General features: G+C 60.5%; 18 protein-coding genes and 3 pseudogenes. 9 read left to right on the top strand and 12 right to left on the bottom strand.

The window, feature by feature from the left end; genetic code table 11:
• Positions 1–185 precede the first annotated feature (185 nt).
• From AOT96_RS32700 to AOT96_RS32665, 7 genes are all read right to left on the bottom strand, one after another.
• Entirely contained in the window at positions 186–617 is a 432-nt protein-coding gene (locus tag AOT96_RS32700; protein WP_058228545.1) for a VOC family protein, read from the bottom strand.
• Between the two features lie 2666 nt (positions 618–3283).
• Complete coding sequence (locus AOT96_RS32685) at positions 3284–4246, bottom strand: DoxX family protein (RefSeq protein WP_058228548.1); 963 nt, start codon at positions 4244–4246, stop codon at positions 3284–3286.
• A 486-nt stretch (positions 4247–4732) separates the two neighbouring features.
• Positions 4733–4873: a hypothetical protein gene (locus AOT96_RS35910; protein ID WP_167349926.1), complete on the bottom strand. Its 141-nt coding sequence runs from the start codon at positions 4871–4873 to the stop codon at positions 4733–4735.
• 138 nt (positions 4874–5011) lie between these two features.
• Positions 5012–5311: a hypothetical protein gene (locus tag AOT96_RS32680; RefSeq protein ID WP_074447168.1), complete on the bottom strand. Its 300-nt coding sequence runs from the start codon at positions 5309–5311 to the stop codon at positions 5012–5014.
• A 1309-nt stretch (positions 5312–6620) separates the two neighbouring features.
• Positions 6621–7229, bottom strand: a complete 609-nt coding sequence (locus AOT96_RS32670) for a hypothetical protein (RefSeq protein WP_063892190.1) — start codon at positions 7227–7229, stop codon at positions 6621–6623.
• A gap of 130 nt (positions 7230–7359) precedes the next feature.
• Entirely contained in the window at positions 7360–7515 is a 156-nt protein-coding gene (locus AOT96_RS35905) for a DUF6131 family protein (protein ID WP_167349927.1), read from the bottom strand.
• Positions 7516–7714: 199 nt separating this feature from the next.
• Positions 7715–8179 carry a hypothetical protein gene (locus AOT96_RS32665; protein ID WP_058228550.1) on the bottom strand — a complete coding sequence of 155 codons (465 nt, stop codon included), beginning with the start codon at positions 8177–8179 and terminating at the stop codon, positions 7715–7717.
• Between the two features lie 421 nt (positions 8180–8600).
• Here AOT96_RS32665 and AOT96_RS32660 point away from each other — a divergent pair, with 421 nt between their 5' ends.
• The gene (locus tag AOT96_RS32660) at positions 8601–9038 is read left to right on the top strand and encodes an ATP-binding protein (protein WP_058228551.1); all 438 of its coding nucleotides are present in this window, start codon (positions 8601–8603) and stop codon (positions 9036–9038) included.
• Here AOT96_RS32660 and AOT96_RS32655 read toward each other — a convergent pair.
• The 4 genes from AOT96_RS32655 to AOT96_RS32640 all read right to left on the bottom strand — a co-directional run bounded on the left by AOT96_RS32655 (position 8998) and on the right by AOT96_RS32640 (position 13148).
• Positions 8998–10278, bottom strand: a complete 1281-nt coding sequence (locus tag AOT96_RS32655; RefSeq protein WP_064073797.1) for an IS256 family transposase — start codon at positions 10276–10278, stop codon at positions 8998–9000. The genes AOT96_RS32660 and AOT96_RS32655 overlap by 41 nt on opposite strands.
• 640 nt (positions 10279–10918) lie before the next feature.
• A complete protein-coding gene (gene nadE, locus AOT96_RS32650; RefSeq protein ID WP_058228177.1) occupies positions 10919–11743 on the bottom strand; it encodes an ammonia-dependent NAD(+) synthetase in 825 nt (274 codons plus the stop codon).
• Between the two features lie 302 nt (positions 11744–12045).
• Entirely contained in the window at positions 12046–12555 is a 510-nt protein-coding gene (locus tag AOT96_RS32645; RefSeq protein ID WP_058228178.1) for a TspO/MBR family protein, read from the bottom strand.
• Between the two features lie 365 nt (positions 12556–12920).
• A complete protein-coding gene (locus AOT96_RS32640) occupies positions 12921–13148 on the bottom strand; it encodes a DUF6480 family protein (RefSeq protein WP_058228179.1) in 228 nt (75 codons plus the stop codon).
• A 545-nt stretch (positions 13149–13693) separates the two neighbouring features.
• Here AOT96_RS32640 and AOT96_RS32630 point away from each other — a divergent pair.
• The 3 genes from AOT96_RS32630 to AOT96_RS32620 all read left to right on the top strand — a co-directional run bounded on the left by AOT96_RS32630 (position 13694) and on the right by AOT96_RS32620 (position 16878).
• Positions 13694–14746, top strand: coding sequence for an NAD-dependent epimerase/dehydratase family protein (locus AOT96_RS32630; protein WP_058228181.1), 1053 nt, complete (start codon positions 13694–13696; stop codon positions 14744–14746).
• 120 nt (positions 14747–14866) lie between these two features.
• Positions 14867–15331: a DUF4383 domain-containing protein gene (locus AOT96_RS32625; RefSeq protein ID WP_058228182.1), complete on the top strand. Its 465-nt coding sequence runs from the start codon at positions 14867–14869 to the stop codon at positions 15329–15331.
• Positions 15332–15396: 65 nt separating this feature from the next.
• Positions 15397–16878: an FAD-dependent oxidoreductase gene (locus AOT96_RS32620; protein ID WP_058228183.1), complete on the top strand. Its 1482-nt coding sequence runs from the start codon at positions 15397–15399 to the stop codon at positions 16876–16878.
• Between the two features lie 19 nt (positions 16879–16897).
• Here AOT96_RS32620 and AOT96_RS32615 read toward each other — a convergent pair whose 3' ends face one another.
• Positions 16898–17116 carry a hypothetical protein gene (locus AOT96_RS32615; protein WP_063892170.1) on the bottom strand — a complete coding sequence of 73 codons (219 nt, stop codon included), beginning with the start codon at positions 17114–17116 and terminating at the stop codon, positions 16898–16900.
• Between the two features lie 89 nt (positions 17117–17205).
• Between AOT96_RS32615 and AOT96_RS36220 the strand changes: the two are divergent.
• The 5 genes and pseudogenes from AOT96_RS36220 to AOT96_RS32595 all read left to right on the top strand — a co-directional run.
• Positions 17206–17850: pseudogene (locus tag AOT96_RS36220) on the top strand (HemK2/MTQ2 family protein methyltransferase); the annotation flags it as partial.
• 505 nt (positions 17851–18355) lie between these two features.
• Positions 18356–18886 (top strand): CinA family protein, encoded by a 531-nt coding sequence (locus tag AOT96_RS32605; protein WP_058228184.1) that lies wholly within the window; start codon positions 18356–18358, stop codon positions 18884–18886.
• Between the two features lie 48 nt (positions 18887–18934).
• Positions 18935–19819 (top strand): annotated as a pseudogene (locus AOT96_RS36505) (Mur ligase family protein); the annotation flags it as partial.
• A gap of 85 nt (positions 19820–19904) precedes the next feature.
• Positions 19905–20423 (top strand): glutamate ligase domain-containing protein, encoded by a 519-nt coding sequence (locus AOT96_RS36500; protein WP_328587280.1) that lies wholly within the window; start codon positions 19905–19907, stop codon positions 20421–20423.
• Between the two features lie 215 nt (positions 20424–20638).
• Positions 20639–21579, top strand: a pseudogene (locus AOT96_RS32595) (manganese catalase family protein).
• Positions 21580–22035: the final 456 nt, after the last annotated feature.

Below are 22035 nucleotides of genomic sequence, written 5' to 3'. Positions count from 1 at the left end.
GGAGACTGATCCGAGTTCTCGAAGGCTTGTCGGGGAGTTTCCGAGCTTTGCCTCGAGGCAGGGAGGCGTGTAGGTCAACCTCCCTGAGAGGCACCCAGCCGCACCGTTCGGAACACATCCTTCCGCCATGTTTCTCACACTGGAGGCCCTACGCCGTCAGATTACACGCGCAGACGGCTCGATTTTCAGTACGGTGAGCCACTCTCGGTGTGCTCAATTGGATAGACGGCAATCTCGACAAGATTGCCATCCAGATCCCGGCAGTAGTGCGAGATCATCTCTCCGAGCGCACCTAACTTGGTCACGGGTCCGGCGAGCACCTCCACCCCACAGCTCTGCAGGTGGGCTCTGACAACATCTGGTGACGCCGAAGTGACGAAGCACAGATCCTCGGAACCTGCCGCCTCGACGGCGCCGGTCGTCCAGACCGGGTCTTGCACCGCCGATCCGAGAGGTCTCAAATTGATCTTCTGGTTCCCAAATTTCACCGCAGTACGCGCCATAGGGCCGAATTTCTCGATCGCCATTCCGAGTACCGTGGCGTACCACTGGGCGGTGGCGTCGACATCACGACAATTGATCACGATGTGGTCAAACCTCTCGACCGAGAATCCCATGGTTGTACACCTCATTCATTGCCGTGCAGGACTTCGCGAAATCACCCTACAGATAGGTCCCTGCGTGTGGTCTCGTGCGATCCCCGTAACCAGGCGTTAGCGCTGTCGCCGACGAGCGCACGCCATCACAGGCACTACAACGGCAAACGGTGCCTGGGGTTGACTGCTTACATCTTCCCGCTCGACTCTCGATCTGCGCCGAAAGTCGTTGGTTCCGTTGCGACTTTCGACAATGCAGGCCGCACTGGCACACTCGGTTGCATCCACCGAATAGAGCCCGATTGCACCAACCTCGGTGAACGCGCACCCCGACGTAACGACCACCCGATGCTCAGCATCAGCATTCATCACCGGACACTGTTCTCACCCCCTGTCAGCGCGCTTCGACGTGCACGCATATCACCGTGACACGCGGTTTCGCAGCAAATCGAAACCGAACGCTGTACTGAGGTCCTCACTGTATGCCGAAGCCGTGCTCCACCGGGCGGCAGAGAGGTGCGTCCGCTCACTGTCGTGGCATCGGCGCCGAAGCGAATGCAACGACGCCGAGGGTCACGTCAAGCCATTTTCCCGACGAACCGAAGCTTCGTCGAGGGCAGCGGACCACTTCGCACGTTTGAGGCCAATTACCTCGTGTCGCCCGAGGGGGACGCCCTGCGGGGTTCGATTTCGTGAAGGACCCGGAGAGGACCGCGTTGCGCAATGATACGGCGAGAACGAGTATGAGGACCCGTATCGATTGGCGCGGCCGCACAATGCGTCGTGCTTATCTTTTGCGGAACCAGTCATAGGCCCATCCCGCCCAACCCACGATCCTGGAAGATTGCGTCCTATTGCACGAGCCGTCCTACAGCGGAAGCTGCGAAACGGATCCGGCGTCGGCCCACCGAAGATCTTCTGTCCCAACACCGTCCAGGGTGAAGTACGCAGGGATTCCTGTCAAAGCCTCCAATGGCCGACGCTTCAGTGGCGGCATCGACGGTCGCTACCATGTCGACGTCGACGAGTTTGACGAGCTCGATGACAACGACATCGCGGCCCCGTTACCCGGCTAACTGAAGGTCGCGCGTTCCAGGAACTCCGTGAGCTGAAGGTTCCTCCGCGGCCACATGAAAGCCCGGGACTCTGCGTCGTCGCTATTCGATGACAACGTCGTCCCGATCCGACGACCGGCGGAACACTTTCCGTAACTTCCTGACACATCAATTTGGCGTAGCGTCAAAGTGGAGCCCCCACCAGCTGATGCCGGCGGGGGCTCCACAAGGTGAGACGTCCCCGTGCTGAGCACACAGCACGGGGACCCACTTTCCGCGCCGGGCTCTCGTACAACCCTGCATCCACACTCTAAAACAGTCCGATAGGTTTGGTCTATGGACCATCGGAACCGTTACCAACAAAACATGTCCGGTGCCGCGCGGTATATGTGGAGTGTCGTGTACGACCGGACCTCCAACCTAGCGAGGCCTGCGATTGCACCTCCGAAAACGTTGATCTCGGCCTCGGCATCCTGATGCCATACCTGCGCTGCGAGCTCGCCGGTGGCACCGCAATGATGATGAACTCGCTGGTAGTCGCGAGGAGAGGGATCCCATGCACGCGCGCGTAGATAGATATCTGACACTGCAACGAAAACCTCTGCGCGCATTGCGCGTTCGACCGAACCCAACGCGTCTGCCTTCCTTGCTGGTACATCGAAGACCCCGCAAGCGAAGTCCGCGCCCCGTCGAGTCCTGCGATCCACGTCATGGTCCATCTCCGGACAAGCCGGGTGAGCTTTGCGAGATGTACTCGGTGAAACGTCTGCCATCGGGCTTGTCCCGGTGGTAGCGCTCGGTCGACATACACAACTCTCAGGCGAAGTTATTCAGAGCAAAGATAGGACGCCAACATGTTCGCGCGATGGCTGTCTGTGCGGTGCCTGACACGGTGGAACGCGGCTTCTATTGTGCGGAGAAGGTGCTCGTCGCTGATCTCGAAGTCCCCAAAGGGAATTGAATCCATCGGTGTGCCGTCGACAACAGCGTTCCCTGCCATCGCTACGATCGCGCCGTCTTCACGGCATGCGATTTCACGCCCGGCGGCGACTACCTGCGCCATCACTCCGGCGAGGTCGGATCCGCTGCCGCCTCGATACCGACGAAAGTCCGATTCCTCATCCCTTATCGATACGAACCACTCCAAGGAAACTCCCGTTAATCAGTCTTACCGAATTACATCGACAGTTGAGGCTCATACCTTTATCTCGCCGCAAGGCCTTTGAGTGGACCGCGCCGGACTCGCGGTTCAATCCCTTTTGCGGACAGCTAGTCTCCGATCCAGCCACACATCAACTTGACCGCAGTGTACGGCAGAGGTGATCGAATTCTCAGCGTTGAACGACGACGTGACGGCAGAGGCCGGCACCTGAGGGCGAAGTGATCACTACCCTGGCTTAGGTACGGTCTTGACGGCCTAGTCATGCCGCCGAGACCTCACATCGCCGGTTCGCGCCGGTAGTTCGCGCCGTGGCTCGGGTACTCGCACTTCGTATCTGAGTATTCGGTCATCCGATCGCGCAATTCAGTGCTTCACACCGAGGTCGTCCGGATCTTCACCTTCGACGAGTTCGATGGTGTTGCTCTCGGCTCGGGACCTGCCCTGCGCTTAGCAGTAGCACGCAGGTTTCGTCAGCTTCGTGGTGTCAATTCGTCCTTCTTGGCGCGAGCCTTTTCGAGCGCCTTCTCGGCGCGCTTGCGAGCACGCTTACCCAGCACCTCGGTCTGCTCCGACGCCGTTTCTGCCCACTCGTTGCTCTTCTCGAGCGCGAGTTCGGCGAACTCCGAGCTGCGCTTGCTCGCCAGCTCTGCCAGTTCGGCGCTGCGCTCGCGAGCGGTCTCGGCCAGTTCGGAGCCGCGCTTCTGCGCGACTTCGAGGATGTCCGGGCCGCGTTCCTTGGCGACCTCTCCGAATTCCGCGGCACGCTTGCTCGCGATCTCCGCGAACTCGGAGCTGCGCTCCTTGGCAAGTTCGAGCCAATCCGTGCCGTGCGCCTTGGCCGTTTCGGCAAGTTCGGAACCGCGTTCGGACGCCACCGACAAAGCATGCTCGACGCGATCGCTGGTGTGATCGGTCTGCGATGCGACCAACGGAAGCGCCGCGGCGATCGACGCCTGGGCCTTCTTCGCGGCGCGGCGGCCACGCCAGCCGAGCGACGGCTTGCCCTCGGTGTCGACGGAGGCGATCATCAGTCCGCCGAGCAAGCTGACGTTCTTGATGAAGTTGGTGCGCTGCATCGCGCGCAGTGACGGATCGGTCTCGTTCCAGAAGTCGTGCTCAGTGAGGGTAGATGGGAGGAGACTGCCCGCAAGCGCCAACGACGCGAGCCGCGGCGCCTTGCCGGTGGCCAGCAGGACACCGCCACCGATCTGGACAGCGGCGTTGATCTTGACGAGCGTGTCAGGATCAGCGGGCATGTTCTGTATGACTGTCGACGGGATGCGTTCGGTGACGGCTTCTGGCAAGGTTTCGACCGTTTTGTCGAGCAAAGGCGCCGCTTTCGCTGCCCGCTGAAGAGGGTGACGCAACGCATCGATTCCCCCGGCGATAAAGATCGTGGAAAGCAGCGGGCGAGCAATTCGACGTACCAGCATATTTCAGTCTCCTGTTGTCTTTTGGTGTCTTCACCGTACCGAGCGCGCTCGCCTGAAGAGGACTCTGACGCCCGAGGTTGGTGCGTAGAAAACTACCGCTACTTGTCCTGCTTTTCTCCTTCGATGGGTGGAGATCTTTCTGACCCGGGCACGAGGTTTACCAAAACGTCAAATTGGGAAGTTTCAGAGGTTTCGGGACTGGGTTTTTCGGGAGGTGATCGGCACTTTCGTCTCCGGAGCGTGAACGCGTTGGCCGGACAACGCTCGTGGGGCCACGCGTCGACTGTGATCGCATAGCAACCGCGACGCTGTCGGCGTCGAGACGGAATGCGATAAGCATCATGACTGCACCGTGGGCCGCGATTCGGTGTCCCATTGTCACGCGAGTGCCGGCGAGGGACTGGCGCACAGAGCAATTCGAGGAAGCCGTGGCCAAAATCATTGTCGGCCAACAGGCTTTCCGTATCGGATTGGCGGAAAGATAGGTCAGCTGTAAACTTCCCCTTCGTCCTCCCCCTCTGCTTGATCTGGTTGATGCGTCACCGACTGCACATTCTCTGGATCGGAGTCAGGATCGTCGGACGGATCGTAGGGTTGTTCTGAAGCGTTGAACTTCTTCTCGCTCATAAAATTACCTTTCGTTGAGCGAACCGCCATGGCACACAGCGGCTGTGGGAGCTCCTGACGGCTATCTCAGATTTCCATCGAACAGGAAACCAACGTCTGCGCTCTGGTGTTCCGCTCGCATGATCCTCGCCGGAGCACTTATGTGTCCTTCGTATCGTCGACAAGTGACTCATCGCGGTCCAAGTCGTCGGCAATAGCCTCGGAAGCACCGGCAGCGTCGCCGGCGAAGTCCGCATTCACATCGGGCTTTTCCTCTGCCAAACGCTCGTCAAGAGGTTCGCCTTCGCCTTCTTCTCGCAGCGTAGTGCCGAACCGGTCCGATCCCTTCCAGTTCTCCGGCGGGTCGACTACGTCGTCACCGTTCTTTTTGTTCAGCTCGTCCGAGTCGACGCTTTCACTGACGTTCAGCGTATCGCCCGGACCGTCCTCGACCGTCATATCTACCTCCTGGCCTGTGCAAGTTTTGCTAGCCGCCAAATTGCCTACCCGAAAGTTCTACAGGGCGAACATCGATGCGTTTGTGAGGAAACAGCCGAGCAAATAATCCGGGCACGTGAGTGACCGACCGGCACGGACCCCGAATCAGTTGTCGACGTCCTCCGATCCGCGCGGCAAACGCGCAGCCGTCGAACATCATGGCCAGCGGCGTGCTTGGGAAGTACATCGAAATCGTTTCGCTATCGCCTTCAACTCATTTTGTTCAGATCCACACTTGCCGCCGACTGACCGACGAAACTGCGCTCTCGTCAGTGAGAGCGGGTTCGAGGCGACAGATCACCTCGACTTCTAGACACGATCACCCTACTGTTCCGGCGTGCCTCTCCGAGTACACGTGTCCTAGATGCCAAAAATTCCTCAGCACCTCACGGGCTTTGAATGACGCAATCGTCACTTGCCAACCGACACGCACCTCTCCGAAGTTCAGCCAGAGCAGAACTCGCGCCGAAGTGGTTGATCGCGCAATACAAGGCCCTCGCTTCGCTCGTCGTCCGGGGTGGTACTCGATCAGCGGGGAACGGTCACGTTGATCGGAACAAATGCCGACCGGCGAGGCTGCCGTGCGGCGGGGACGTCAGGTTCCGTCGCCGAGTCGTCTGCGCCACGTCGCGTCCTGCGCGCGCGGCCCACAGGCCCCCCACCAAGTAGGCTGTCGAGAAGGTCACGCGACGCTGCCGAGACCGTCGCTGCACACACGGCTACAAGCTCATGTTGTTCACCGCGTAGGGCGGTCGCCAGAGCACAAACCGGGCACCATCGGCAGTCGCTGTGAACTGATTGTTCGCAGCATGCCCTTCGCTCGCTGGTTGTCCGCTGCCGCCAACCGGCGTTGATGTCCAGTGTTGATTCGACCTGTGCTAGTAATCTGTCCGCCCACAGCACGAACTCGTCGAAAAGTCTGGTATCGAGAGTGGCCTCGAACTTGTCGCGCCTGTAATCCTCGGTCAACTCGCCTTCTCCTTGGTCCTGACCGCCGACATCCATTCAAACGCCACAATCCGCGATTCACGCGCAGGCAATAGTCCGCCTGCTGACAAAAGGGTTGGGAGATCGATCACTCGCGCGACCAACTCCTCGCAGAAAAGATGGTCGCTTAGGCCGAGCGCCAACTGCTGACGATCTCGCATCTACCGCCGGGACAACCGTCGCCGCGGGTAGATCGTGCGTACGCGGCGCGACGCCACGCGCACAAGAACATTCGTTCGCGCAGATCGCATGCGCGGGTCACAGGTTTGCCGGAGATCCTCTGTCAACGATCCCGATACCCGTTCTCACGCTCTATTTGTCGCTGAGCGCGTAATACGTCGCGATGACTGCGCAATGAGAGTCGCCCAAGTGCCGTCGCTCCCAGGAACAAGACCACGGCGCCCAGGCCCTCGAAGAAAGTCAACTGCCGCACAGCTTTGCTTGCAAGTTCGGTTGACGAGGGCGCCCCCGCTTCCCCGAGGTGCAGCACGGGCGCCAGTGTCGGACCCACGATGAACCACACGCCGCCTGCGACGGCCAGCCACGCCCCGAAGCTCGCGACCGCACGATTCGCGCTGAATACCAACAAAATCCCGCCCACCACCGTGACGGCGCCTGGGAGCACCTCGAGCCACCCTCTACCGGCGGTCCACGTCCACGCTTGGTCCGGCACGAAAGAAAACGAAAAGTACGGCCCCACAAAAGGAATGAGCGCTCCCCAGAGACCGAGCAGGATCAGCAGAATACCACCGACTGCGCCACGGGTGCGCGGCACCCACATCCGACCGGGCCGCACACCATCGTGAACCGCTTCCGATGCACGTCCGCGCTCGCCAACGCCGTCTTCATGGACGTTGTCATCGTGTTGACGAGATACGTTATGATCAAACATATTTCGGTCCCTGCCGTTAGTTTGCGGTGTGGTGACGAGGCACTCGGCAACTGGGCGCTTCCCTTCGACACGTCACGGGGCCTCAGATCAAATTCGGATGTACAAAGAGTCGGCCAACAGTGCCAGGGATTCAGTAGTAGTGCCGCCGGCCACCTACCGCGTGTCCAGCTGCGCCGAGGGCGAAAAGCACCACCCCGACAACCACGAGAATAATACCGATCGTCCACAATATTGAGATCCCGGCCAAGAAACCGACGATCAACAAGACGATGCCCAGGATGATCATGCCCGGCTCCTTAGCTGAGAGTGATGACGGCGTCGTACCCGCCGTTCCTCGGTCGTAAACGTGTGATGCGGTGCCGTCCAGGCCAGGCCGAGGCTCTGTCGGCGATCTGTCACGTTTGCCGTCGGACGTCTGGCGCGGCCGTTGTCGTGAGCGGGAACGGTGTCGGCACTTCGTAGCGGTCCCACTGACCAAATCATGCTCACCACACCCGGCGTTCGTATTTCGCCGCGCCGAGGGTCAATACTCGCGCAATCTCGATCGCCGGCTTCGACCCCCAGAGGGCTAGTTCTTCGATCCCGCTGACTGCGATGTCGAACAGAGACGGCACCACGTCCACCACCACGACATCACCGTAATCGAGCACCTCCCGGTGCAGGTGGTAAAACAAGAGCACCGCCAGCGCCTCCATCGGGTCGCGCTCGCCGGGAAAGATCTCATGCCGATCGGGCTCGAAATTGCAGACGAGATCGACCGAATCCTGCTCACGGCACAACGCAAGCAAGGCCATGACCGACGCGCCCAACACGATCGCCGACTCGTACCACTGTCGATAGGACAGCTCCGATTCATCCCGCAATATTCCGCAGCCCTCCTCGTCACCGGCGAGATAGGCACAGATCAAGGCGGCACTCCGCTGAACGTGTACCTTCGGTGTCTTCTCCACGTACGTTCCCCTCGCTTCGACCGCTACAGAAGACGCGGCACCTCCCCGACCCATCTTCATCCCACGGCGCAAAAGGTTCATCAAGCGGCAGTAACCGGCCGATTGGCGCTAGTTAGGACACGCCTCTGTTCGAGTCGGATCACACATACCGGTTCCTACCCGAGACTGACACGTCCAAACCGGATGGCGACCAATCTGCACCAGCTGTCGCTCCGAATACAAAACAAAGACACCATTGCTTCCCTGACCCGTCCCGCTAGGAGGAGAAAGCGGACGTTCTGTCCCTCGTGACCGCTCACGGCATGCACTCTCCATGCTGCGGCACCTCTACTGAGCGCAAACCCGCAACGCCGAAATCTCGATCACCCGCTTATCTGCCATCCTCCGCGGCGGCCAGAGTCGCCACACCGTAGGAATGCTCATGATCATCAACGATTCCATTCTCCTTCCTTCATTCTCTGTACCGTCGAGACCGGAACAACTCCGACTGGTGCGCGCCACCGCTCGGTTGGTGATCGCTCACCACAATCCGACGCCAGACGATCTCGCGGACATCGTGCTTGCAGTGGACGAAGCGGCAAACACACTGCTCGCTCACGCGCATCCTTCCAGCCACATCACATGCATCTTCGATCTCGATGCCGTGGGTTCACTTCGCGTGCACCTGTCGACGACCACGCAGAAGCCGATCGTTATGCACACAACGTCCTGGACATGGCTCGTCCTTCAGTCCCTCGTCGACGACGTCATCCTCGATCACATTCCTCCGACGAACGAGAGCGGGTCTATCTCGTTAAGGGTGTTTCGGCCGGTATCCATTAGTAAGTTTCCGATCCCGGCCAACGATCGGCGAACGTGATCGCAAACGCATTCAGAGCAGGCTTCCACCGTGTAATCCATCGTGCCTGCCCTTTGCCTGTCGGGTCGAGCGAACGCGTCACCAAATAGAGGCACTTGAGCGCAGCAGCCTCGGTGGGGAAATGCCCACGAGCCTTGACAGCCCTCCGATACCGGGCGTTCAAGGACTCAATAGCGTTGGTAGAGCACAGCACTCGCCGTATCTCGGTGTCGTAATCGAGGAACGGGATGAACTCCTGCCAGGCGTTGTTCCACAATCGAATGATCGCCGGATACGTCTTGCCCCAACGGTCTGCGAGATCGTCGAACGCTGCACTCGCGGCGGCCTCGGTCGGGGCAGTGTAGATCGGCTTGAGATCGTGTTTGAGCGCATCCCAATGCTGCCGCGACGACAACCGAAACGTATTGCGGATCAAATGGATCACACACGTTTGGACCGTGGTCGCCGGCCACACATTCTCGACGACCTCCGGTAGACCTTTTAATCCGTCGCAGACCAGGAAGAACACATCCCGAGTACCCCGATTACGGATATCCGTCAGCACGGACATCCAAAATTTGGCGCCCTCACCGCCGGTCCCGGCCCACAAACCGAGTACGTCCCGGTGCCCGTCGAGGCTGACACCGATCGCCGCGTAGATCGGGCGGTTCGCGACCTGCCCATCCCGAACTTTGACCACGATCGCATCGATGAAGATCGCTGCGTACACCTCGTCGAGCGGACGGGCAGCCCAGTCCTGCATTTCCTCGAGCACTTTGTCGGTGATCCGTGAGATGGTCTCTTTCGAGACCGAAGCGCCGTAGATTTCAGCGAAGTGAGCACTGATCTCACCGGTCGTTAATCCTTTGGCGTACAACGACAACACGATCTCATCGACCCCGTTCAATCGACGTTGTCGCTTTTTGACGATCTGCGGCTCGAACGTCCCTTCCCGATCACGAGGGACCTCGATCGGAACATGACCGGTCGCCTCGGTCAACACAGTCTTCGACCGAGTCCCGTTGCGAATATTCGTCGACTCCCGCTCCGGCGGGGCTTGGTTCTTGTCGTGCCCGAGGTGCTCGGTCATCTCCTCGTTCAATGCAGTTTCCAGAACGGTTTTGGTGAACTGCTTGAGCAAACCGTCCGGACCGGTCAGCGACAGACCCTGCTCCTTCGCCAACCTGACCAGCTCCGCAGCCGCCGCAGCTTCCGCGGAGGGCTCGGCCCTCTTCTTCGTCACATCTTCCAGTGTCGTCATCTCGGCACCTCCTCGCCAAGCATTCACTCAGCGTCTCGGGCCAAAACACCGATTACGAAACAGTCCCACGAGAGCGAGGACTGGACTGCGGTGATCGTTGTCAAGAAAATGATGTCTACCGCACCGTGAAACCTTCTCCTGATCTGAGCGGAGCGCGGACACCCGCGCGGCGAGGTGCGTAAGCGTGAAGTCGCGGGCCCGCCGATTCTGGCCCTCTACGAGCACGCTGAGACCGTCCTTGGGAGGAATCTTCGCTGCTGTTGTTGCGCGATGATGCCACGGCGCCGACTGCGCGGGTGTACCGCCGCTCAGGTTCAGCTCGCCCTTGGCCTGGCGTGAGATGTGTCGCTGCAAGCGTGTCCGATGACACCACCTCAAGCGGTGTCACTCTCGTCCCTTCAACCGCATTGGCCTATGCCTTCGACCAAATTCTCTGCCGTTTGCTCCTCCAAGCTGATGGTATGGCAGGGATTTTCCTGGACGTTCGAGTGTTTGACCATGGCCGCCGAATCGCTGGAGACATAGGGTGTGCCGCCGCGCCGCGGAACGACGACGAAGGGCTTTCGCCACCACTGTGTTTCACTCTTGCCGACTAGACACTGATTCGAATTCGAACTACGCCTCGGACGACCTCTTGCCTTCAATGCCACCAGTCATCGAGTGGTGTGACCGGCACCGTGCGCTTGTGACGAGTGTTGGTGAACATCTTCTCGAGCTTTTCGGCTACCTCGGAGGAAACGTCCTTTCCTTCGAGGTAGTCGTCTATCTGTGAGTACGTGACGCCGAGGGCAACTTCGTCGGGCAGCGCGGGCCGGTCGTCCTCGAGGTCGGCGGTCGGCACCTTGCGCCACGTGCTCTCGGGTGCGCCCAATTCCTGCAGGAGCGCAGCGCCCTGACGTTTGCTCAGGCCGGTGAGCGGCGTGATGTCGACGCCGCCGTCACCGAATTTCGTGAAGAAGCCGGTGATCGCCTCCGCAGCATGGTCGGTACCGATTACCAGGTAGCCGAGCTGACCGGCAATCGCATACTGAATGACCATTCGTTCGCGCGCCTTGATGTTGCCGCGGACGAAGTCGCGCAGTTCACCGTTCCCCAACGCCTCGGAGGCCTCACGGGCGGTGGCGTCGGCACCTGGCTTGACGTTGACCGTGAGAGAGCGGTCCGGCTTGATGAATCCGAGTGCGATCTGAGCATCGGACTCGTCGGCCTGAGCACCGTAGGGGAGTCGAACGGCGACGAACTCGGCCTCGTGGCCTTCTTCGCGGAGTTCGGTGACCGCGCGTTGGGCGAGGGCGCCGGCGAGCGTGCTGTCCTGACCGCCGCTGATTCCCAGAACGAATCCTTTGGCGGGGGTCGAGCGCACGTAGTCCTTCAGGAACTGGACTCGCGCGCGAACCTCCGCTGCGGCGTCGATTGTCGGCTTTGCGCCGAGTTCTTCGATGATGCTTTCACGCAGTGTGGCCATGAATGGACTCTAGCGATGTGAGCAGGCGCGTGCAGTGCCTCGACAGACCCGGCGCCCTTGGGGAGGGCAGTGGCTGCGTAGTGGCGCAATTGCCGGCAGCGTCGGATATCGGCGCTGGCGCTTCGTAGCGTGAGTGATCCGAAGGGCGGATGCATGCGTAGCCGACTCGGGATCCTGCAACACTGCGTGCGAATGCCTTTGGCGGATGGGCCGCGATTGGGGCCGTGACGAACTGGGCGACATACGGTGCCGAATTTGTGGTCGTGTGGGGCTCCGAGGTCGTTCGAGAAGCGCCGCTATTTTCAGCGCTCTCGATTCAATCTCCAGATCGCAGTCGACAGAGTGGTGGCGAACCCACACCAAAGCGCGTAGGGGGCGAGTGCAAGTCCCGTCGCTCTTCTGGCGCGATAGCTTCGTATGGCAAGGTCGGCACTGCTGATCGCCAGAGTCGCTGCGAGTATCGGCGCTGCCGCGAGTCGGCGGGAGTGGAAGAACACCCAAGTCCAGGCGGAGTTCATCACGAGGTTGGCAGAGAGCGCACGGGCGTACTTTCTTGCTTGAGCGTTCTCTGAGTTGTCCTGGAATTCGTTGAGCGCGATTGCTGAACATACCGCGATGTCGACGTAGAGCGAGGTCCACACCACCGGAAAAACGACGGGCGGTGGTTGGAATGCTGGTTTTCGTAAGGCCACGAACCACGAAATGTTCTCTGGCCTACCAGATGCTATCGACCCGGCGAGTGCAGCTACTGTCGTCATGGCTCCGGTGCGTGAGATTGTGACAAGCGCCCGGCGTTGTTTCGCTGTGTTCATCGATCCGTTCCAATCTCTGCACACACCCTCTCGGGTTGATTCCCGACTCACGCGTTATGTGAGTGATCGTCGGCGTGTGGTGTTCGATCGTGTCTATTTCGTTCCCGAGCACGCGTGATCCTGTCAGGGTGGTCGTCTGAGGCCGAGCAGTTCCCAGCATGCCCTGCCAGCTTTATCAATCGCTGCGACCGTCTTGCCGTGGGAGAATCGCTCCAGCTCCGGTTCGTCACTGTTGTGCAGTCGAATTGAGAACGCATTGTTCGTTTTCCGCATGAGTACGGAGCAAATCGGGCGGTCGAACGCGAATTCGCAAATGAGTCCCGCGTGCCTGCATGGCGAAACCTACGCATGCAGTCCGTAGAGGGTCAGAGGACAAGGGCCACGGCTACGGCGGCGAAAACGAGGACGAGCATTGCCACCGCGATCATCGCGATGACACCGGACGCCGGAAAGTGTTTGACAGCGGCAGGTTCGGGCGCTGACAGGCCGGAAGTTTGTCCTGCATCAGGCGGCGTGCTTCCTGGGCTGACGCCACCTCCAGGTTCCAGGTCAGGAGTATTTGCCGGGTCGGGCTCTGGTGGCAGTGCAGTCATTGTGGTGGACGCCTTTCGGTTTGGAGGTCGTCGCCGACGCTTGCCTGTCGGTAGTGCCTCACGGTGTGTCGAGGAACTACCCGGAGCGACGGTTCTTACTCATCGGGCGATCCGCGACGAGCGGTTCCGTCGATCCAGAGGGTTGTCTCACCGCATCGGTTCGCCGACCGCCACGGATCGGGTATCAGCGACAAATTCGATCGTGTGAGGAATCGGCCAACTCTCATGCAGTCGGGAGGGCGCGGGTGACCGGTGTCGCCACTCCCTCGCTCTATCTCAGGGCCAAGACCGAGCGCGGCACGTTCGGCACTTCGATCGACCCAGTCCACCGACTCCGGGTTACTGGGCCGCCGCGGCGTCGCCACACGCTTGTTTCCGCAGTGATCACGCCGCTGGTCCTGTGCACGACCAAATTGCACATGTGCGAAGCGAGACGGATCGAAGAGTGTGACCATTATGCAGTTTCAAAAGACGTTCCAGTGCTTCGGAGTACCTCACCGAGCCGGCGCGGTTCGTCAAACCGTCTCGCGGGTACCGGGTGAAACATGACCAAATTGCGAATAGTAGTCACAGGAGCCACGGGAAACGTCGGGAGCAGTGTCGTCGAGGCGTTGAGCGCGCAGGAAGCCGTTGGTTCCGTTCTGGGATTGTCTCGGCGAGAGACTGCTTGGAGTGTGCCGAAGGTCGAGTTCGCCGCCGCCGATGTGCGCACGGACAACCTTCATCGCCACGTCGAAGGCGCGGACGCAGTGATCAACCTGGCCTGGTTGTTTCAGCCGACACGCCACCCAGAAGTCACGTGGGAGAACAACGTGGTGGGTTCGCTGCGCGTTTTCCAGGCTGTCGCGGACACCGGAGTACCTGCATTGATCCATGCCTCCTCGGTTGGCGCGTACTCGCCGGGGAGAAATCAACCGGCAGTCTCCGAACAATGGCCGACGAATGGGTGGCCGGGTGCTGCGTACCCTCGCGAAAAGGCTTACCTGGAACGGTGTCTCGATGCATTCGAGGAACGGAACAACACCCGTGTCGTTCGCATGCGTCCGGGATTCATCTTCCAGAAGCGATCCGCGTCTTCACAGCGGCGACTGTTCGCCGGCCCGCTTCTACCCGGGTCCCTTGTCGGCAAGCCGTGGATCCCTGTGCTTCCCCGATTGCGGGGGTTGACGATCCAGGTTCTCCACGCGTCGGATGTCGCGAGGGCATACGTCATCGCTGCGCTCGGTGAGCAGCATGGTGCGTTCAACCTGGCAGCCGAGCCGCCGATCTCGATGGAGGAGATTGCCGAATTGCTCGGTGCACGGCTAATCGACATACCGGAGCGGCTGATTCGCTCGGGCATCAGGGTGGCGTGGCAGGCACATGCCATCCCGGCGACCCCAGGTCTGTTCGACACCGTGATGGGTGTTCCGACGATGGATTGCTCACGTGCTCGCACCGATTTGGAGTGGGTCCCCGAGCACACTCCCAGCGACGTGCTTCGTGAATTCTTCGAAGGGTTGCGTTCGGGAACGGGGGGTCCGACGGCGCCGCTAGAACCCGACCGCCCGGCATCGCGATTGCGTGAGATCGCAACGGGAATCGGTGTTCGACCTTGACCTGTTCGTTGTTGGTCGTTGTTTGATCCTCGCCGGCTTTGGGCAACGCCCCACCAGGCAACGAACAGTGCCTCGCCCGGCCCGAATCATCGCGGGCGTACATCCACGGGAGGTCCCGTCATGACACAGCGCAACACTACGCGTACCTACTCAGCAGTGCAGATCGCTGCCGCAGCCGTCGGCGTGATCTTTCTGCTCGTCGGCATCCTCGGCTTCATCCCTGGTGTGACCACCGACTACGACATGCTGACCGGAGCCGGGCATCATTCCGGCGCAAAACTGTTCGGCGTTTTCGAAGTCTCGGTGCTGCATAACGTGGTCCACCTTCTCTTCGGTGTCGCAGGTCTGGCCTTGGCTCGACTGGCCCGCACGGCGCAGCTGTATCTAGTCGTAGGCGGAATCATCTACCTGGCATTGTGGATTTACGGATTGGTTATCGACCAGGACAGCAGTGCGAATTTCGTTCCGGTGAACGACGCGGACAACTGGCTCCATCTTGCGCTGGGGTTGGGTATGGTCGCGCTCGGTTTACTCACCCCGCGTATGGTGCGGCACGACGCAACGGGCGGGCATCCCGTCAGGTAATCGCTGCGGAGTACCGACTGACACCGAGACGTTTCTTCGTGGGATGCTCTGGGCAACCGCACGTCATGACCTCTCTCTGGCTGGACCGTTCCCGTCCCGACTACTCCTCCGAGTTCGTGCCCTCCACGAAGGTCGATGTGGTCGTAGTCGGGGCCGGATTGACCGGGATCGTCACGGCCCTGTTGTTCGCCCGGGCGGGTCGCAGAGTCGCCCTGCTCGAGGCTCGGACAACAGGTGCGGTGACCACGGGCAATACCACCGGCAAAATCAGCCTGCTTCAAGGAACACGCCTTTCGAGTATCGCGAAGAAACACTCCCCCACAGCGGTGCGTGCGTACGTCGAGGCGAACCAGGAGGGGCAGCAATGGCTTCTGGACTACTGCGCCGCCAACTCCGTTGCAGTACAACGCGAAACCGCCTTCAGTTACGCCAACGGTAGCGCGGGAACTGTCGCGTTACGCGACGAGTTCGATGCCGCGCGCATAGCCGGCCTCGACGTCCATTGGTCCGACACAGTGGAATTGCCCTTCCCGGTGGCAGGTGCGGTCCGGTTGGATGACCAGGCGCAGTTCGATTCGGTGAACGTACTCGATGCACTGCTCGAAGAATTCGTTCGCATAGGAGGCAAACTCTACGAGCACACCCGGGTTCGTGCGGTTCGTGGTAATCGACATCGGAGGTCGATACAGACCGACGGGGGTGATGTCGAAGCGGAGATCGTCGTGATTGCCACTGGCACACCAGTACTCGATCGTGGCGGGTTCTTCGCTCGTCTCGAGCCGCAGCGGTCGTATGCCGCCGCATTCGCCGTTCCCGGCGACATTCCTCGGGGGATGTATCTTTCTGTCGACGAACCGAGCCGATCCATTCGTTACGTTCCCGTCGAACAGGGAGAACTCCTCCTCATCGGAGGCAACGGCCATCCGGTCGGCCGCGCCACTTCGCCGGCCGAAAACGTGGAAGATCTGATCACATGGACTGGAAGTGCTTTCCCCGGCGCTGAATTGACTCATTGGTGGTCAGCGCAAGACTATCGGCCAGTGAATGAACTACCGTATGTCGGACAACTTGTCCCCGGCGATCGTTCCATCCTGATCCCGACGGGGTACGCGAAGTGGGGACTGACGAATGCCGTCGCTGCAGCACTCGCACTCACGGCCGAAGTGGCTGGGGCCCCGAAGGACTGGTCCTCGATCTACACAACATGGGACTGGAATCAGATTTCCGGACTGCCCAAGGCTGCTCTCGTCAACGGTGAAGTGGCAGTCGAAATGATAAGCGGATGGATACGTCCTGCTATCAGCCGATTCCGCAACCTGGGTGACACGGCAGAGGGTGAGGGACGCGTGGTTTGGGACCGTATCACGCCTTCGGCACATTGCACTGTAGACGGTGTGACACATCGGGTCTCTGCGGTGTGCCCTCATCTCGGCGGGATTTTGCGTTGGAACGACGCCGAGCACAGCTGGGATTGCCCGCTCCACGGGTCCCGTTTCGCTGCGGATGGCACGTTGCTCGAAGGGCCGGCGACCTCAGACCTGACCTGAGGGTACCGCGTGTTCGCTTTCAGGTCGGTTGAGGGCGGTGTCTCCTCGCGGTCCCGCGGTGCCCGCCCTGCGGTAGGTGGGTTGCGAAAAGCCGGCCGTCGTCCGCATACCTTTCGACGGTGATTCCTCGACTATTGCCGAAGTTGGCGTTCGTCGCTGCCGCGATCGCTTCGTTGTCCGAATCGAAGTAAACCTCGGTGGTCGAACCGTCCGGCATCGTGATTCTGTAGCGGTCCATCCCTCTACCATGCGCTCTCCCGCATGGTTTCGGAAACATTCGGGTAGGAGGCCTGTCGGGGATCGAACCCCGTGAACTAGGAGTCGACGATGATCGTTAGTTTGCCAGGTGTGTACCGACCGCAGGACGATACATCGCTGTTGGTCGAGGCATTGAAGCGTCAGGTGATGACGGACTCCACTCGCGTTCTCGACCTGTGCGCAGGGACTGGTGCGTTATCGGTTGCCGCGGCCAAGGCGGGAGCTGGCCGGGTTCTCGCGATCGATATTTCACGCCGGGCGATCGTGAACGTCGGACTTAACCGCCTTCTCAACAACGTGGGTGTCGAGGCACGGCGCGGAGACCTCACCGAGGCTCTGAACGGAGAAGTGTTCGACCTTGTGGTCTCCAACCCGCCCTACGTCCCATCGGAGATCGACGAATTGCCGGCTACAGGTATCGAGAGAGCTTGGAACGCTGGCACCAGCGGTCGAGTTCTCCTCGACCGGATCATCGCATCAGCCCCGGACGTCCTCGCGCCAGGTGGATCTCTGCTGTTGTTGCAATCCGTGTTGTGTGACGTCGGCAAGACCGAAGCCATGCTCGAAGAGCGGGGGATGTCTGCTGAAGTCGTTGCCTGGAGATCAATTCCGTTCGGCCCGGTCCTACGCTCGCGCCGCGCAATGCTCGAGCGCCGCGGACTGATCGAGCACGGGCAGGAAATCGAGGAATTGGTGGTGCTACGCGCCTGCAAGCCACTCCCGACTGCTCATGAAAAGCGCAGCGGCAGGATGGTGTCCCATACGAGCGCAGCCGAACGACGCCCGCGCAATGGGGAAGATGCATTATCAGAACCGCAGTCTTCGGCGCACGCGAAAACAAAACTCGGCAGCTCTGTGGTCGATGATAGCGACACATTCGATCAGCTACGAGGGCTGCTGGACGCCATGGGATTTCGAATCACCGACACGGTAGAGACACGGACCGACACCGAAATCGTGGTCGTGCTCACGCTGGCGCCCGAGGGATGCGTTCGCATTCAGACCGGTGCGGGCGTGGCTGACATATCACTGGACATCGAACATGTCGGTACGGAAGTCGCCGAGTATCTACGAAATCATTTACCGACAAACATTTTACGGAAGGTAAAGATCAGCGTGAAGCCGATCAGTTCAGAACACACCACTATTGATCCGTTGACCGGCTCGAAATCGATGCCCCACGAGACGAGTGCTCGATATCCGTTGCAGAGGACTGGAGATGAGTAACGATCCGCGGCCCGATTTGCCGACCGAAACCGACCTCGATGGACTTTGCAAGCGTTTGGCGAGTGCCGCAGTCGCACGCGGTTTGTCGGTCTCGACTGCCGAGTCCCTGACCGCAGGCAACATCGCTGCTCACCTCGGCAAGGCTCCGGATGCCGGTTCCTGGTTCAGTGGTGGGATCGTCGCGTACAACCGAGAGGTCAAACAATCGGTCCTCCACGTTCCGGTCGGCCCCGTCGTGAGCGAAGAATCCGCGCGAGCCATGGCGCACAGCATCGCCACCTTGATGGGAACCACACTGGCAGTCGCCGTCACCGGGGAGGCGGGACCACAGACCCAGGAGAGCGTCGCCCCGGGGACCGTCTGGTTCGGGATCGCCGACCACGGAAGCGTCGTCACCGAAAAGCAAGTATTCTCAGGCGAACCGGAGGACATCGTGGCTGCCACGATCGAGCACGCGATCAGGGTCCTCGTGCGGCACGCCTGCGCGGACACTGCAACCGACTCCCCTGGTCTTATGCCGTGAGCCGACGGATGCCGATTCCTGCGGATAGTCTCTGACAGGTTAAGAGCGATGTCGAGTACTGGTACCGATCAACCGAGTTGGCCCCTGGCTGCAGTCGTCGAGTACCTCGGAGTGGCCTCCGAGATACTCGACAGAACCGGCGATCTCGTGGTCAGCGGGATCTGCCACGATTCGCGTCTCGTGCAGCCTGGCGATATCTATGCAGCATTACCGGGTGCCAGGCACCACGGCGGCGAATTCGTAGCCGAGGCAGTCGCGCGAGGTGCCGTAGCTGTGATGAGTGATCGCCCGACTGAGATTGCACCTACGTTGGTCGTCGACAACCCTCGAAAAGCGCTAGGTCCATTGGCTTCCTGGATACACGGTCGGCCCTCCTCGATGTTGGACGTGTACGGAGTGACCGGCACGAACGGGAAGACCAGTACTGCATTCATGCTGGAGGCTGGATTGCGGGCAGCCGGCAAGCGGACAGGTCTCGTCAGCGGGGTGTGCGTTCGTGGGCCCGAGGTCTCACGGCAGGCGCGACGTACAACACCGGAGGCCGGTGAATTGCAAACAACCCTGGCGGGATTCGTTCGCGATGGCGTCGAGGGAGTCGCAATGGAAGTTTCCAGCCACGGCCTGGCGCAACATCGAATCGACGGTACGTACTTTCACGTGGCCGCCTTCACCAACCTTGCGCGTGACCACCTCGACTTCCATCGAACGATGGCGGAGTACTTCGAAGCGAAGGCAATGCTGTTCACGGACGAGTTGTGCGCTGCCGCGGTGGTCGGGGTCGACGACCCTTATGGAAGAGCACTTGCCGCGCGCATTCGTGTTCCCACACTGTCTGTTTCGTCACGAGGACGTCCCGCTGATGTCGTCGCCACCGCCATTCAAACAGATCGGAAGGGCACTGACTTCACCCTGCACCATGAGCAGTGGGTTAGGCGGATCCGACTACGTATGTTGGGTAGCTACCAAGTCGACAACGCACTGACCGCTTTTTGCTTCACTGCGACTGGGCGGGGTGGACATGGCGGCGGCAATCGACGGTATCGAAGAACTGAATGCCGTGCCCGGACGATTGGAACGAGTGGACTTGGGACAGGACTACCTGGCATTCGTCGATTACGTCCACAACCCCGCGGCTCAACGCCGGCTGTTTCCGTATCTGCGGACGCTGACCTCCAATCGCCTGATCGTCGTCCTCGGAGCCACCGGCGGCAGAGATCCCGGAAAACGTAAACCGTTGGGCCGCATAGCCGGGTCCTTTGCCGACATCGTGATCGTGACCGATGAAGGCCCATTCGACGATGATGCTGCACGTTTGAGAGACGATGTCGCCGCGGGCGCCCGAGAAGCGCAGCACGCCACAGTACTGGTCGTTCCGGATAGAGGTGAAGCGCTCGCGATCGCCGTCGCGCAGGCACAGAAGGGTGACACCGTCCTCGTCGCTGGGAGAGGACACGATCACGTGATGAACTACGACGGTGTAGAAGTACCCTTCCACGATCGTCGAGCGCTCGAACAAGCCATGATCGAGCGTGCATAGCAAGAACACGATTTCCCGAGTTTGGCACACTCGCATTTTGTTTGACACGAGGCTTGGTCGGGCACGCCTTGGGTACCGGCCGAATTTCACAGCGTAGGCCGGGCGCCGCACAGTACCCCGGTAGGCCCGCGACGTGCGACGCAATGAGCATGGCGTGTGCCCGCACTAAGGCGCGTTGCCGCTGTCACATTCAACTGATCGATTGATGGAGAACCATGTTTCGGCATACAGATTACCTGCAATTCGACGTAGCTCCGGAAAAGTCCGACCCCGTCTATGCCCGCAAGCTGCAGGAGTTACTCGGCGGCGCATACGGCGAAATGACCGTCACCATGCAGTACCTCTTCCAGGGCTGGAATTGCCGGATGGAGGGTAAATACAAGGATCTGATCATGGACATCGCCACCGAGGAGATCGGGCACGTGGAGATGATCGCAACAATGGTCGCTCGCCTCCTCGAAGGGGCACCCGCAACCGAGTCTACGCAAGCTGCGGCGGCCGACCCTGTTGTCGCTGCAGTGCTCGGCGGAATGGACCCGCAGCAGGCGATCATTTCCGGTGGCGGCCCAGTTCTCGCCGACAGTAACGGCGTTCCGTGGAATGGCCGCTACATCGTCGCCAGTGGGAACCTCCTGGCAGATTTCTATGCAAACGTCACTGCCGAGGCACAGGGGCGTGTACAAACGGCTCGTCTGTACAACATGACCGATGACCCTGGCGTGAAGGCCATGCTCAAGTTCAATCTCGCACGCGATACCTACCATCAAAATATGTGGCTCTCAGCGATCGAGGAGCTGAAAGCTGACGGACTAGAAGGGACCATTGCCCCGAACGCACTCTTCGATGAGGAGTACGCAGAGCACGCGGAAACGCTGTGGCACCTTTCCGATGGGACACAATCCGATCAGGGCCGCTGGGCATCGGGCACGGCGCCGGACGGGGTCCAGATCTCGATCTTGGGGGTCTGCTCGCCCACACAAACCGCTTCCTCGCCGACCCACAGCCTCTAGGAAACAGGGCCTCTGCTCCACCCCCTGACCCGAAGCTGTATGCAACCTACGACGGCTCCCGGGGGGACCCGGCGTCGGTGTCGGTCGGAACTGAGAAGGGGGTTTTCGGCAGGGTCAAAGATGCGCTGGACCCCGACAAGCCGTAAACAGACGGGCGGGTGCGGATTGCACGACAACGATGAATCGATCGCACGTCCTTTCCGGTGCGCGATCAATGACGCGATGAATGCTGTGCGAGCGCCGGTATTACACTTTCCGTTCGTGTAGACGGCCTTTCGCCGCGAGGTAACAATGAGATCTGCTCAATAGCACCTGTCTCAGTCGCCGGAACACTACTCGTCTCGTGGCTATCCGATGCCATCCGCGTGGGCGCCTGCGAAGAGCTGGTCGATACGGTCAGGGGCCGAGGATCGTCAGAGGCAACCCGGCGAAACCATTGCCCGGCAAACGAAATGAGACGGCGGGATGCGTGCGCGCCGTTGAGGAGACCCGGCTACCTTCACGTGCGGCCCAACTTCCGTGACGTGTTCGTGTCGAGCACCTGGTGCGGGCTCGGCACGAGTACGTATTCCTCGTCCCGCACATCGGCGTGCATTAACGGG

The organism is Rhodococcus sp. 008 (assembly GCF_001682295.1).
GTDB lineage: Bacteria > Actinomycetota > Actinomycetes > Mycobacteriales > Mycobacteriaceae > Rhodococcus_F > Rhodococcus_F qingshengii.
This window is presented reverse-complemented; position numbering and strand designations above follow the sequence as displayed.